At 58.9% G+C, this 13,402-nt stretch carries 15 protein-coding genes; 7 read left to right on the plus strand and 8 right to left on the minus strand.

All coding sequences use genetic code 11. The annotated features are described in order from the left end of the window. Positions 1–268 precede the first annotated feature (268 nt). Positions 269–1,177 carry a vWA domain-containing protein gene (locus tag Q674_RS35605; RefSeq protein ID WP_011786959.1) on the plus strand — a complete coding sequence of 303 codons (909 nt, stop codon included), beginning with the start codon at positions 269–271 and terminating at the stop codon, positions 1,175–1,177. Between the two features lie 89 nt (positions 1,178–1,266). On the opposite strand, the gene Q674_RS35610 is transcribed toward Q674_RS35605, so the two are convergent. The 7 genes from Q674_RS35610 to Q674_RS35640 all read right to left on the minus strand — a co-directional run bounded on the left by Q674_RS35610 (position 1,267) and on the right by Q674_RS35640 (position 7,517). Further along, the gene (locus Q674_RS35610) at positions 1,267–2,148 is read right to left on the minus strand and encodes an alpha/beta fold hydrolase (RefSeq protein WP_011786958.1); all 882 of its coding nucleotides are present in this window, start codon (positions 2,146–2,148) and stop codon (positions 1,267–1,269) included. A gap of 85 nt (positions 2,149–2,233) precedes the next feature. Next, positions 2,234–3,313 carry a molybdenum ABC transporter ATP-binding protein gene (modC, locus tag Q674_RS35615; protein ID WP_011786957.1) on the minus strand — a complete coding sequence of 360 codons (1,080 nt, stop codon included), beginning with the start codon at positions 3,311–3,313 and terminating at the stop codon, positions 2,234–2,236. Next, a complete protein-coding gene (gene modB, locus Q674_RS35620; protein WP_022993172.1) occupies positions 3,310–3,990 on the minus strand; it encodes a molybdate ABC transporter permease subunit in 681 nt (226 codons plus the stop codon). The genes modC and modB overlap by 4 nt, the downstream gene beginning before the upstream one ends. Further along, positions 3,990–4,757 carry a molybdate ABC transporter substrate-binding protein gene (gene modA / locus Q674_RS35625; RefSeq protein WP_023009509.1) on the minus strand — a complete coding sequence of 256 codons (768 nt, stop codon included), beginning with the start codon at positions 4,755–4,757 and terminating at the stop codon, positions 3,990–3,992. Before modA ends, modB begins: the two co-directional genes overlap by 1 nt. Then, the gene (locus Q674_RS35630; RefSeq protein ID WP_226538117.1) at positions 4,754–5,716 is read right to left on the minus strand and encodes an alpha/beta hydrolase; all 963 of its coding nucleotides are present in this window, start codon (positions 5,714–5,716) and stop codon (positions 4,754–4,756) included. Before Q674_RS35630 ends, modA begins: the two co-directional genes overlap by 4 nt. Further along, on the minus strand, positions 5,682–6,668 hold the full coding sequence (locus Q674_RS35635) for a sterol desaturase family protein (RefSeq protein WP_023009511.1): 987 nt from the start codon (positions 6,666–6,668) through the stop codon (positions 5,682–5,684). The genes Q674_RS35630 and Q674_RS35635 overlap by 35 nt, the downstream gene beginning before the upstream one ends. A 111-nt stretch (positions 6,669–6,779) precedes the next feature. Then, on the minus strand, positions 6,780–7,517 hold the full coding sequence (locus Q674_RS35640; RefSeq protein WP_023009512.1) for a glutathione S-transferase family protein: 738 nt from the start codon (positions 7,515–7,517) through the stop codon (positions 6,780–6,782). A 109-nt stretch (positions 7,518–7,626) separates the two neighbouring features. Here Q674_RS35640 and Q674_RS35645 point away from each other — a divergent pair, with 109 nt between their 5' ends. Further along, a complete protein-coding gene (locus tag Q674_RS35645) occupies positions 7,627–8,064 on the plus strand; it encodes an META domain-containing protein (protein WP_011786952.1) in 438 nt (145 codons plus the stop codon). Positions 8,065–8,193: 129 nt separating this feature from the next. Beyond that, entirely contained in the window at positions 8,194–9,171 is a 978-nt protein-coding gene (locus Q674_RS35650) for an META domain-containing protein (protein WP_023009513.1), read from the plus strand. Here the strand turns inward: Q674_RS35650 and Q674_RS35655 are convergent. Beyond that, positions 9,147–9,980 carry a substrate-binding periplasmic protein gene (locus Q674_RS35655; RefSeq protein WP_023009514.1) on the minus strand — a complete coding sequence of 278 codons (834 nt, stop codon included), beginning with the start codon at positions 9,978–9,980 and terminating at the stop codon, positions 9,147–9,149. The two genes, Q674_RS35650 and Q674_RS35655, sit on opposite strands and share 25 nt — an antisense overlap. Before the next feature lie 144 nt (positions 9,981–10,124). On the opposite strand from Q674_RS35655, the gene Q674_RS35660 reads away from it, so the two are divergent. The 4 genes from Q674_RS35660 to Q674_RS35675 all read left to right on the plus strand — a co-directional run bounded on the left by Q674_RS35660 (position 10,125) and on the right by Q674_RS35675 (position 13,386). Next, a complete protein-coding gene (locus Q674_RS35660) occupies positions 10,125–11,225 on the plus strand; it encodes a M14 family zinc carboxypeptidase (protein WP_023009515.1) in 1,101 nt (366 codons plus the stop codon). 1 nt (position 11,226) lies between these two features. Beyond that, the gene (locus Q674_RS35665; protein ID WP_023009516.1) at positions 11,227–11,964 is read left to right on the plus strand and encodes an alpha/beta fold hydrolase; all 738 of its coding nucleotides are present in this window, start codon (positions 11,227–11,229) and stop codon (positions 11,962–11,964) included. 77 nt (positions 11,965–12,041) lie between these two features. Next, positions 12,042–12,659 (plus strand): glutathione S-transferase family protein, encoded by a 618-nt coding sequence (locus Q674_RS35670; protein WP_023009517.1) that lies wholly within the window; start codon positions 12,042–12,044, stop codon positions 12,657–12,659. 109 nt (positions 12,660–12,768) lie between these two features. Beyond that, positions 12,769–13,386, plus strand: coding sequence for a DUF4202 domain-containing protein (locus Q674_RS35675; protein ID WP_023009518.1), 618 nt, complete (start codon positions 12,769–12,771; stop codon positions 13,384–13,386). Positions 13,387–13,402: the final 16 nt, after the last annotated feature.

Here is a 13,402-nt window from a genome sequence, read left to right on the forward strand (position 1 = left end):
TGTTCTCTCCCTCCTTGTAATCGCTGCATAAAACGGTGCTCTGCTTTTGACGGGCACCGGTCTTTCTCGGTATCTCCGTCGGTATATTCGCCATTTCCCGCTCCGTTACCTTCTCAGCTTTGATGGTGTCGAAGCACTTTACAGTTGTGTTCAGACACATTAACTGAGTGTTTTATAACAAACTGAAAATTAAAGATCTTTTCAATTCTGGCAGGAATCGCGCAGGGAAGGTTGAGTCACACATTGACTCACAAAAAGGAGTTTAACCATGAAAAGAAAATGGATTGCCGGCACTGCTGGCCTGGCCGCAGCCGCCCTGATGAGTTCCGCTTCTGTTGCCGCGCCGATTACGGCAGATGTTGTGTTTCTGGTCGATGAATCCGGCTCCATGGGTGGAGAGCACGCCTGGCTCAGCAATATGATTGCAAGCCTTGAGAGTGGTCTGGTCGGTGAGGGCGTTGGCTCTTCGGTAAGCAACCGGTATTCGCTGGTTGGTTTCGGTGGTTCGTCATTCAGCAACCATCTGGATCCCCATGCCCATGATATGGATGCCGTTACTGCGGGCACTCAGGAGTGGGGTAGTTCCACCGATTTTGCTGCTGCAACGTCGACGCTGGTTACCAACGGTGGCACGGAAGACGGCTGGAGTGCGCTGGACTGGGCACTGAATAATCTGAGCTATCGCGCGGATGCCGCGGTTAACTTTGTGCTGGTTACCGACGAGGATCGTGACAACACGAATGCTGCCCTGAACAAGGAGAGCCTGTTGTCAGGATTGTTCGGGAAGAACGCGCTGCTGAACGTGGTAGTAAACAACAGCTTTGGTTGTGATGCGTCCTCTACCAATGCCATTGGTATCGACAGCGATGATAACGGTTTCCAGGCCGATGGTTCCGGTGGTTTCACCAAGTGTGAAGGCGCTGGCAACATCGGTAGTGGTTACGGAACCACTGGCAGCGACTACGTCGATCTGGCCCTGAATTCCGGCGGTGCCGCCTGGAACCTGAACATTCTCCGTTCCGGTGGTACTAACGCAGATTCGTTCACCGCATCGTTTGTTGACACCAAGGTACAGGAAATTACCGAGCAGCCTCCGGTTTCTGTGCCGGAGCCCGGTACCCTGGCCCTGCTGGGTCTGGGTCTGACTGGCCTGGCATTCCGCCGCAAGAAAGCCTGATCGTTCGATCGAGGCTTGCAGTAACAAGGGCGCCTTCGGGGCGCCCTTGTTGTTTTTGTGACCGTTATCATCAGGGGCTTTGAGGTCCGCTAAGCGTTATTTCCAACAAAGGTTGATACAGACTGACAGATGGCGTCGGGCTCGGTCAGTGGCGCCCAGTGCGGGGCATCCAGTTCCTGCAGCGTGAGTTTACCGGTCCATTGCACCAGGCATTCGGTGAGTTGACGGCCAACGTAGGCATCCCGGGTAGGAATGATCACCTGAACGGGGCAGCGGGTGTGCCGTGGCCTGGGGCGTAGCAGTCTGGGCAGAAAGTTTGCCCGGTAGAGTTTTACGCCATATTGCCCGTCTGCCTTCTGCAAGGGGCTGAAGCGGGCATCAGCGACCTGTTCCTGTTTCTTGAGGTAGCCGGGCCAGGCTTTGTCCAGCCCGGCTTTCCAGATTATTTCCGGAAGTAGCGGCAGCTGGAAAAGAAATACGTACCAGGAACTCGCCAGCTGCCGCAGTACCTTGGTAGTACCGCCGTTTGCTGGTGAGCCGATCTGATTGCGAATCCAGAAGCCGACATGATCCAGGCAGGGGCCGGAAATGGACGTGTAGGACCGAATACGCTGCTGGAGGTCGGGGTCGGTGACCGATTCCCAGCTCTGAATGGAGCCCCAGTCGTGGGCAACCAGATGAAATGGCCGGTCGGGGATAATGGCGTTGACGACTGCTTGCAGATCTTTTGCCAGCAACGACAGGCGATAGTCCCAGGTCCGGGCTGGCTTGTCGGAGCGGCCAGCACCTCGGACATCGTAACGAATCACCAGATACTCCTGGCTGAGTGTGGCCGTGACCTTGTCCCAGACACTGTGGTTGTCGGGGTAGCCGTGTACCAGAACAATGGGCGTTGCTTCCGGGTTGCCCTCCGCAACGGCGTAGAGAAGAAGGTCTCCACTGGTCACCCAGTGTTCATGTTTGGTCGGCATCAGTCCGCTCCCGGCATAGTGTGTTTAAACGCCAGAGTAGCGATATCACTGGTCACACTCTGTGGCCAAAGGGGCCAGAAGTCCTTCAGTCCACCAGGGCAACCGATTTGATCTGGAGCCACACCGGCTGGCCAGGGGTGAGTGCCAACTGGGCCGCGGAGCGGCTGGTGAGCCGGGACAGAAACGGAGTATTGCCTGCCAGCAGGCGCACCAGGGTGGTGCCGGGGGTGACGTCAGTCTCGACGTGATCCACCCGCGCCGGCAGCAAATTCTGGATACTCTGGTCGCGATGCTCCGTCAACGCGATACTCACATCTCTTGCCAGTACCTGTATGCGGGCCTGGTCACCGTGCCGGAAGCGCGGATCCTGTCGTAGCCACAAGCTGCCACCATCAAAGCTGAAGCGGGCGAGATGCCATGGCTCATCCAGCGCATCCAGTGTTGCCTGAACCAGTACGCCTGCGTCTTCCTCCAGCCGAAACGGCTGGTCCACACGGGCCAGAGTCTCTTGCAGCGGTCCCTGTGCGATAACACGCCCGTTGTCCATCATTACAATGTGGTTGGCCAGGCGCGCCACTTCGCTGGTGGAGTGGGAAACGTAGATCATCGGAATGGCCAGATGGTCGCGCAGCCGCTCAAGGTAGGGCAGTATCTCCTGCTTTGAGCTCTGATCCAGTGCCGACAGAGGTTCATCCATCAGCAGCAGTCGCGGGCTGGTGAGAATGGCCCGGGCAATGGCAACCCGTTGTCGTTCGCCCCCGGACAGTCTGGCAGGCATACGCTCCAGAAGGTGGGCCAGCCCGAGCCAGGAGACGGCATCGTCAAACCGGATCTGGCGTTGCTCGGCTGGAACCCGGCGTTGCCCGAACGTCAGGTTCCGGCGCACCGACAGGTGAGGAAACAGATGCGTCTCCTGGAACACATAGGCCAGGGGCCTTTGATGAACCGGCCTGAACAGGGTGTCTGTCTGCCAGGGCGTGCCGAATACGGAAAGCTGTCCCTGGGCCTGCTGCAGCCCGGCGATGCAGCGGAGCAGCGTGGTTTTGCCGCATCCGGAGTGACCGAATAAAGCGGTAATCCCGTTGCCGGGTAGCTTCAGGTCGACATCCAGTTCAAATCCGGGAAAGCGGCAGATAAAACGTGCCTCGATGGCTGTGGGATTCATCGCAGGGCCCCCGCCCGGGCCCTGCCATTGAGGACGTACAGGGTCACCAGGACGATGAAGGAAAACGCCACCATGCCCGCAGCCAACCAGTGGGCCTGGGTGTACTCCAGGGATTCCACGTGATCGTAGATGGCCACCGACAGCACTTTGGTCTCGCCCGGGATATTGCCGCCAATCATCAGGATGACGCCGAACTCGCCGATTGTATGGGCGAAGGTCAACACGCTGGCGGTGATGAAGCCGTTGCGGGCCAGCGGAATCACCACAAAGAAAAACCGGTCCCAGGGCCCCGCCCGGAGGGTGGCGGCGGTCTCCAGAAAGCCTTCACGGATACTTTCGAAAGCATTCTGCAGGGGTTGCACGGTAAAGGGCAGGGAATAGATAACCGAGGCCACTACCAGGCCCTCAAAGGTGAACGGTAGTAAACCAAGGCCAAGACGTTCTGTCAGTTGGCCGACCCAGCCATTCGGGCCAAGCAGTAGCAGAAGATAGAATCCGAGCACCGTGGGCGGCAGGACCAATGGCAAGGCGACGACCGCAGCAATCGGCTGGCGCAGCCAGTGGCGGGACCGGGCCAGCCACCAGGCGATCGGGGTTCCTACCAGCAGCAGTACCAGGGTTGTCAGTGAAGCCAGCTTCAGCGTCAGCCAGACCGGCTGCCAATAGGTTTCCAGCATCAGTCCGCCGTGTCGTATCCGTAGTCCTGAATAATCGCAGCAGCCTCCGGAGATTGCAGGAAGGCGAGCCAGTCTCTGGCGGCGGCATTGTCGGCACCGCGCTTCAGAAGAATCGCCTGCTGGTCGATGGGGGCGTAATAGGCTTGCGGAATCCGCCAGAGTGTTCCGTCCTGATTCGGCCAGGCTTTGACTTGAGCCAGCGCCACCAGCCCGGCCTGGGCATTGCCGCTGGCAATGAACTGGAAAGTCTGGGCGATGGAGTCGCCACGGACCAGTTTGGGCTGTAGCGGTGACCAGAGTTCCAGGTGTTCCAGAACCTGCTGTGCGGCCAAGCCATAGGGGGCAGTTTTAGGATTCGCGATGGCCAGCCGCGAGAACGACTGTTCGCTCAGGTAGGCGATGGGAGAGATAAAGGCCGCGGTCTCAGGGCTCCAGAGCACCAGCTTGCCCCTGGCATAGGTAAAGCGAGAATCGGGAACGGCCATCCCGTCGGATTCCAGTAACCGGGGGCGTTGAGCATCGGCCGCCATGAACACATCAAATGGAGCACCGTTGCGAATCTGGGCGTAGAGTTTGCCCGTGGAGCCGAAGCTGGCGATGACCCGGTGACCGGTTGAGGCCTTGAATGTCTCCACCAGACTGGCGGTGGTGTCGGTGAAATTGGCAGCGACGGCGAGGGTCAGATTCCCCGCATAGGCGTTGCTCAGGGGCAGAAGCAGCCAGATTGCCAGCAAAGGGAAGAAACGCCAGCAGGTACGGCGGCTCATAGTGATTCCTTATGGTAGTGACTGGGCCAGTGGCAGGTCGCGGGCCTCCGAGCGGGCGACTGAATACGGCATAAGGTTAGCACGTATTGCCACACTTCCATGCGATTGGTTTCATTGAGCATCTCATGGCGCCCGCCGTCGAACAACCGCAGCGTTACCTGCTCGATGCCCGACTCCCGGATGGTCTGAAAATGCTGGCGGACGCCTTTCCCCATCTCGCCCACGGCATCCGCGGTGCCGGACAGCAAGTGTACCGGCAGATCCCGATGCCAGGTTGCCGGTCGGATGCTCAGCATGCCGGCAATGAAGTCCTGCCAGAGCCCCACGGAGCAATCAAAACCACAGCAAGGATCGGCTTCGTAGTGGTCTACCTGCTCGGCATCACGGCTCAGCCAGTCGCTGCCGGTACGGTTGGGGCGGAAAGCACGATTGAACTGGCCAAAGGTCATCTTGCCGATGAGCCGGCTGCGATGGCGCCGGCCACGGACGCCGGCAATCAGGTTGACCAGCAGCCGCGAGGCCAGCAGTTGGGGCCGGTGGATGCGGTTGGTGGCACTGAGTATCAGGGCGTTGATACGGTCGCCGTATTGCTGGGCATAGCTCTGAGCGATGAAGGATCCCATGCTGTGGCCGAGCAGATTTACCGGCAGGCCTGGATGCTGCTTGCGGGCAGTCTCTACCACTTGCGCCAGGTCGTCCACCACCCGTTGCCATCCGTTCTGGTCAGCATAATGCCCCTGGAGTTCGGCCGGGCAGTGGGGGCCATGGCCCCGGTGGTGATAGGTGATGACAAGAATGTTGTGAGCCCCGAGCCAGCGGGCCAGCTCCTGATAGCGATCACCGTGCTCCGCCATGCCATGGCTGATCACCAGAATGGCGACTGGCTGTGCCGGCAGATATTGCTGTCCGGCAATGGTGTGGCCATCAGGGGTATTCAGCGTCAGAGGGTGTTCGGTCATGGTTTCGGCCCGCATCCTTGTTGTTGTTCTGAGGTGCCGGGCGCTGCCACTCCGGCGGATTCCATAAATGCTGAAAACGGGACAATAAGCTGCCGGGGCGGGCCATGTCGCGGAACATGTCCACATATTCGTGGGTCCAGAGCACAATCAGGTTATTGGAATGAATCTGCCGGGTAATGCCGTATTCCGGTGGGTTGCTGTCGCTCTCCGGGACAAAGGTTCCGAACAGGCGATCCCAGATAATCAGTGTGCCACCGTAATTGCGGTCGATGTATTCCGGATTGCGGCCATGGTGTACCCGGTGATGGCTCGGGGTGTTGAAAAGGAATTCGACCCAGACCGGCAGGTGCCTCACCAGCGTGGTATGCACGAAAAACTGGTACACCAGGGAGAAAGCATAGGCGATGCCGATCCACACCGGGTTGAAACCGATCAGCGCCATGGGCAAATAGAAAATCCACATGCCGTTGAAAATGTTGGTGGCATTCTGGCGCATGGCGGTGGAGAAATTCATGCGTTCGGACGAATGATGGACTACATGGGCGGCCCAGAACCAGCGCATGCGGTGGCTGGCACGGTGCATCCAGTAGAAACAGAAATCCACGCCGAGAAAGGTCAGAAATCCGGTCGCCCAGTTCAGCTCCAGTTCCAGCAAGCGATAGTGATAGCAGAGCGCGTAGACGGGAAAGGCGATCAGGCCGGCAAAAAGTAGCTCCGTAACCTGGTAGCCGGCACCGAGGGCGAAGTTGCGAATAGCCTCCGGCACGTTCATCAACCGTGGGTCATGCCGTATCTTCAGGTATTCCCACAAGGTAACTGCAATGAACACGGGGGTGGCGATGACGAAAATCAGCTGTCGTTCGTCAAGAGCCAGCCAGGGGGCCAGGAACTGCCAGAGGCTGATCAGCCCGCTGTCTTCCAGCACTGTCCGCATCATGTCGATCAACACCATGGCTGCTCCCCAAATTATTTTTGTTGGGAGTCATCATCGCACAGCGTCGGCTAAAGGCGATGTCCTATTGCGCCAGGGTTGCTGGCCTATTCCGCCACCGCCTGGCCAGCGTCACCGGTTCTGACGATACACCGCGGCGATGGGATCGATGGCAGTCTGCCATTCGGATAGCCAGGCCTGCACAGGCTTCGGAACCCTGCCCGGCTTTGGCCATGGCACCGGGTACTCGGGCGGCTGGAACAACGGCGCCAGCAGCGAGCAGGCAGTGAGATCGGCGCGGGTAAACTGATCGCCTACCAGGAACGGACGTTGCTGATAGATCTCGGCCAGTTCTTTAACCAGAGCCTCGAGGGTTGCCTGTGAGGTATCGGCGGTTTTCTGGTTGATCTTCATCCACTTGCGCATGATCTCATCAACCCGGCTGAAGGCCAGGCTGAGCAGGATACGATTATAGAATGGTGTGCCCGCTGCCAGCATGGGTACCACTATTTTCGGGCGTTGCAGAAAATAGTGGTACACCCAGGTGCGCAGAGCGGGGCCGGCCTGTTCGTCCAGCTTCTGTTCCCATTCAAGAACCCTGGCCTGAAGGTCTGGATCCGCCGGCAATAAGGGCTTGTCTGGAAAGACCTTGTCGAGGTAATCCAGGATATGTCCGGAGCCCTGGATGATCTGGCCGTCGTGTTCGAGTACCGGTACAGACGACTCGGCCCCGGTCAGTTTGCGAATGGTGTTTACATGCTGGCCCGGGAGCAGGTTGACGGTCTGATAGTTGATGCCCTTGTAGTCCAGGGCCCAACGCGCCTTTTCGCAGTAGTGCGAAATGCAGAACTGATAGAGTTTGATCGCCATGGTGTTGCTCCGGATGTCTGGTAACTCAAGATTAACCTTTCTGTATGCGAATTCCCAAGACGGCAGGCGTAGAATGTAATGGTTATCTCACTATCTATCAGGGGGTTATATGAGTCTTGCAAAGAATGTCATGGCGATGTTGCTGATTACCGGGTCGCTCTGGGGCTGCTCCCTCAATGCCGAGAAAGAGGGTGGAAAGCCCGGGTCGCTGGCCGGTAGCCAGTGGTTGGTGGAAGAGATTGATGGTGAGCCGGTGCTTGAGGGTAGTGAGGTTACCATCGGGTTCACCGATGAAGGGCGGGTGTTTGGCTCATCGTCCTGCAACCGTTACAACGGAGGCTGGCACATTCAGGGTCAAGAACTGGTGTTTTCCCAGATGGCCGCGACGCGAATGGCCTGCCCCGAGACCCTGATGCAGCAGGAAAACCGGTTTCTGAAACTGCTGGGCGACGTTCACGGGTATCAGTTCGCCGCAGATGGCCGTCTGGTGCTTGAGACCGGGCAGGGCGTTACCATCCTGGCCTCGCCAGCCGCTGAACAGGAGTAGTTCCGGTCGCCTTGGCGATGACGTGACACAGATACGCTTCTGCCTCAGCGCTTTGCCTCGATCGTGGTGAATCCAGGATGGAATCTCTACAATGGCGACTTGTAGTCTGGAACAACAGAGGATGTGTTCATGTTTTTGCGACAAGGTGTATCGCTGTCTGTCGTGGTTCTTGCGGGTGCACTGATCAGTGCCTGTGTCTCCAGCCCGACGAAAACGGGCCTGTCGGAGTTTGGCCGTTACCAGTGTGGCCAGCTCGAAGTTACGGTCACCAGCTCCGGTGACGACGAACTGGTAGGGCTGGAATACCTGAATCGCCGGGTTCTGCTCAAGCCGGCCGAGAGCGCCTCCGGCGCCTTGTTTGTCGCGCCCGGCGACCCGGATACCCGGTTCTGGAGCAAGGGGGAGCGGGCAACGCTGAGCCTGCGTGGCGAGACGCTTCCCGAGTGCCTGGAGCCGGGCGCCATTGAATCCTCGTTTCGTGGGATAGGCACGGAACCGTTCTGGTCTGTTGTCATCGAGAATGGCCAGATGCGGCTGACCCGTCCTTACGACCAGCAAGTCACCGAAGATATCCGCCTGAACGAGATTCTTGCCAATCGTCATGGTCGCGCCTATGAAGCCACGCTGGGTGACGAGCGGATGGAAGTGCGGATCGCTCATCAGTTGTGTGAAGACCAGATGGCCGGTGCTCAGTATCCGGCTCAGGTGCGTCTGACACTCGGCGATGAGACGTTTGAGGGTTGTGGCGGGGATCGTCAGCGACTGTTCCGGGGTGCCGAATGGGTGGTGGAAGACCTTGCCGGTGCCGGCATTATTGACCGCTCCAGAATGACCCTGAGGTTTCTGGCGGACAACCGGGTAGCTGGCCGGGCTTCCTGTAATCGCTATATGGGAAGTTATAACCTGACGGGAGAAGGGCTGTCCTTCAGTCTCCAGGCCACCACCATGATGGCCTGTGCGCCGGCGTTGATGAATCAGGAAAGGCGTTTCCTGGAGCTGCTGGAAGAGGTAACGGATGGCCGGATCGGCCGGCATGGTGAATTGCTGCTGCAAACACCCGCTGGCGATACCATAAAGGCTTTTCAGTCTGAGGTGGAAAGCCCGTAGGACGCCTTGATCACGTCCAGACGGCCAGTTTTAGCCAGCCTGGTCAGACCTGCATCCAGTAGTCTGGCCAGTTCCTCCGATCTTGAGTTGCCAGCCGAGAAGGCGATGTAGACGGGGGCCTGGTGGGCGATCCCGGCCAGTCTTGGAGGTGGATATCCTGAATGCTCCCGCAAAAACCAGCTCATGACCGCCTGGTCTTCGGCGAAGGTATCGGTACGTTCCTGTGCCAGTAGTCTGAGGGCTCGCCCGAGGGGCGCTGCTCCGGAGAGGACCCACACTCGTTCGGGATCATCGGTATAGTCTGCAATATAACGATCCAGCTCCGGAGAGTAGGAGTAACCGTTGATCACCAGCAGGGTTTTTCCGTTAAGCGACTCCAGCCCCCGGTATTGCCATTGACTCTCCGGATGCGTGTACAAGCCGATACGGGCGGTGCCCATGGGGCGCTCCGGAAAGACAAAGTCCGGGGCGTCGCCTTTCAGGGCGCCGATAACGCCATCAATCCGGTTCTCCCGGGCCAGGCTCAGGGAACGGGCCCAGCCATAGTTTCTGTACTCAACGTCAAAGCCGGATGCGGCAAAAATCTCCCGCGCAATATCCACCATATAACCTTCCTCCGGCGCACCAGCCCGGCAGTTATGGGGGCACCAGGGGTCGGCGGCGAGAATGATCCGGTGTTGATCAGGGTGGGGGGCAGGTTGCTGGCGCGTGGCGCTTTCCGTGGCTTCATGTCGTCCTGGTTCTGTAGCCTCATCGGGTGAGCAGGCGGCCATCAACAGGGCCAGGATGAGCAACGGGAATCTGGGCATGAGCGAACCGGGTCACGGTAATCTGCGAAGGTGCATTTTCATAGTATACCCTTGCATACTATTTGCAATAACAGGTTCGGCACTGTCAACGGACTGAAGCATTCCTGGCGCACACTGTCAGCAGCCGTTGCCAGAGAGCCTGAAATGACCGAACTGAAAGCATTGACGCCCCACGCGGTGATACCAGCGGAGCAAGCCCGCCGGGACAAAGGCCAGAAACGAAGGCTTCGCACTTTCCTGCCGGAGCTGATCCAGCTCGAGCGGCTGCTGGCGGAGGCGCCGGAAGGTGTCTCCAGTTCCGTGCTGTCCCGGGTGAGCGTTCGCGATCTTGAACTGCCGGTCTATCGGGTCGACCTGGGCACCGACCGCAAGGATGCGCCCGTTGTTATGCTGATTGGCGGAGTTCATGGGCTTGAGCGTATCGGCACGCAGGTGGTGATGGCGTGGCTGTCTTCTTTTCTGGCCCGCCTGGCCTGGGATGACAGCGTACAGACGCTTCTGGAGCGGGTGCATATCACGCTTCTGCCCATGCTGAACCCGGGCGGCATGTACCTGAACCAGCGCAGCAATCCGAACGGGGTTGATCTGATGCGTAATGCGCCGATCACGGCCCAGGATCGCAGTGCCTTCCTGTTGGGAGGGCAGCGGCTTTCACCACGCTTGCCCTGGTATACCGGTGATCCCGAGCAGGGGATGGAAGCCGAGAACCTGGCCCTCGAGTCGGTGATCCGGGAACTGCTCCCGGGCCGTCCATTCAGCCTGGCGCTGGATTGTCACTCCGGGTTTGGCTGGCAGGATCAGATCTGGTTTCCCTACGCCTATCGCCGCCGGCCCATGCGCCGTATTGGCTCGGTCATGGCGCTCAAGCTGATCTGGGAACAGGCCTACCCCAATCACACGTACCGGTTTGAGCCGCAATCTGCCCACTATCTGACCCATGGTGATCTATGGGACTACTTTTACAAACAGGTTAACCGAACCAGCGACGGAGTTTTCCTGCCGCTCACCCTGGAAATGGGATCCTGGCGCTGGATTCGTAAACGCCCGCGTCAGCTGTTTCGGCTGGAAGGCTTCTTCAACCCACTGGTTCCGCACCGACACCAACGGGTGTTGCGCAGTCACATGCCGTGGATTGATTTCCTGTTGAACGCCGCTGCCAGTCATGAGAACTGGTTGCCGGGGGCGGATGAAGAGTCCATGCTGAGGGAAGCTGCCATTATGCACTGGTACAGGGATAGCCGATGACATGCACTGGATCCTTCTGAGAGGCCTTACCCGGGAGCAGGGCCATTGGGGCGATTTCCCGGCACAGCTTCGCTCGGCCTTTCCGGAACACCGGTTCCACACCATTGATCTGCCGGGCACCGGCACACTGTTCCGCGAGGATTCTCCCGGCACTATCCCTGAGATTCGCAGGCGCGTCTGTGAGCAGGTCAATCATATACCCAGGCCGTTCAGCCTGTTGGCGTTGTCCATGGGCGGTATGGTGGCCCTTGACTGGGCCCAGCATGCCGAACCCGGGGAGCTGCAGCACCTGGTTCTGGTCAACACCAGTTCCGGTTTCAGCCCGTTCTGGAAGCGCATGCGCCCGCTGGCCTGGCCGCGCGTGACTCAGCTACTGGCCCGTCGAGAGCTGTTTCACCGGGAGCGGGATATTCTGCGCCTGACGTCCAATCGAGAGATTCCACTGTCTTTGTGCAAAGCCTGGTACAGCATCCAGCGCCAGCGCCCGGTCAACTATCGTACGGCGTTCAATCAGTTGCGGGCGGCAGCCCGGTTTCAGCCCTTGCCGCAGCGGCCCATGGCAGACGCTCTGCTGCTGGCGAGCAAGGGTGACCGTATTGTGCACTGGCATTGCAGCGCCGAGCTGGAACGGCGTTGGTGCTGGACGCTTCGGCTGCATCCGGATGCCGGGCACGACCTGCCGCTGGATGAACCCGGGTGGATCATCCGGCAGATGGAACAGTGGTTGCCTGGTCAATAGCGGTTGCTTGACGCAACTGTTTTTTGCGGTCACGCTCATTGGCGTCAATTCAACGAGTGAACGGAGCCAATAACAAGATGAAACTCTTCGAAACCCGAACCGCCCCCAACCCACGCCGAGTGCGCATGTTCCTGGCCGAGAAAGGCTTGCTGGACCAGATTGAACTGGTGCAGGTGGATATTGAAAAAGGGGAGAACCTGAGCCCGGACTTTGTTGCCCGCAACCCGATGAAGAAAGTGCCGGTGCTGGAACTGGAGGACGGCACCTGCGTTGCCGAAACCATGGCCATCTGCCGCTATTTTGAGGAAAGCTATCCGGATACGCCCAGTCTGTTGGGTGAATCACCGCTGGAGAAAGCCCTGGTGGAGCAGTGGCTGCGCTGGATTGAATTCTATTTCATGATGCCCACCGGCATGTGCTTTCAGCACACCACCGGCTATTTCAAGGATCGGATGAACCCCATCAAGGAGTGGGGGGAGGAGTGCGGCCAGGGCGTCGAGAAATTCATGCATTTCCTGAACAAGCAGCTCGAGGGCAAGGAATACCTGTGCTGTGACCGGTTCACCGCCGCCGACATCAACGCCTTCACCACCGTGGCCTTTGCCCGGGTGGTCAATATCCGTATCAAGCCGGAACAGGAGCATCTGCAAGCCTGGTTCGACCGGATCAAGGCGCGGCCTTCGGCGCAGGTCTGAAGTTTGCCGGTGACCTGTAGTCCGGCTGGCTGATAGTATCGCTTGATGGAACGGCGCGCCTTGTTCACACGGGGGCGCCAGGAGCGAGCCGTGCGACTTGAAGGACTGAATGATGAGCAACAGTGCCAATCTGGAATGTGCGATTAATGCCATCGACCAGGCAAACCAGCAGGATCCCAACCGCGAGGAAGTAGATGGTGAATCCCTTCCCAGGGAATTCGCCTACAGTCTGCACATGACCCGCTGGCTGTTTGAGCTGGAGCCGGAACCTTCCGAGCGCATGCAGATTGCCTGTCGGGCCCAGCATGTCGAGCGCTGGACCATGCCCCGTAGTGACTATGGTGAGGGCCGCAAGAATTACTATCAATGGCGTCAGGCCTGCGGCCGCATGCATGGTCGCCGGGCAGCGGAGATCATGGCGGCTTGCGGCTACCCGAAAGCGGAGTGCGAACGGGTCGAAACTATTCTGACCAAGCGTAAACTGCGGGAAGACGAAGACACCCAGTTGCTGGAAGATGTGGCGTGTATGGTGTTTCTGGAGCGCTATTTTGCGCAATTCTTTGAAGACAACCCGGATTACGACAAGGAAAAATGGCTGCGCATTGTGCGCCGGACCTGGGGAAAAATGACACCTCGTGGCCACAGTGCCGCTCTGAAGCTGGCCGAGGGCATGCCCGCTCACCTGTTGGCGTTGCTGCAGGAGGCTCTTGCCGCACCCGCTGAGTGAATCCTGCACTTGAGCT

The organism is Marinobacter sp. EVN1, from assembly GCF_000475375.1.
GTDB lineage: Bacteria > Pseudomonadota > Gammaproteobacteria > Pseudomonadales > Oleiphilaceae > Marinobacter > Marinobacter nauticus.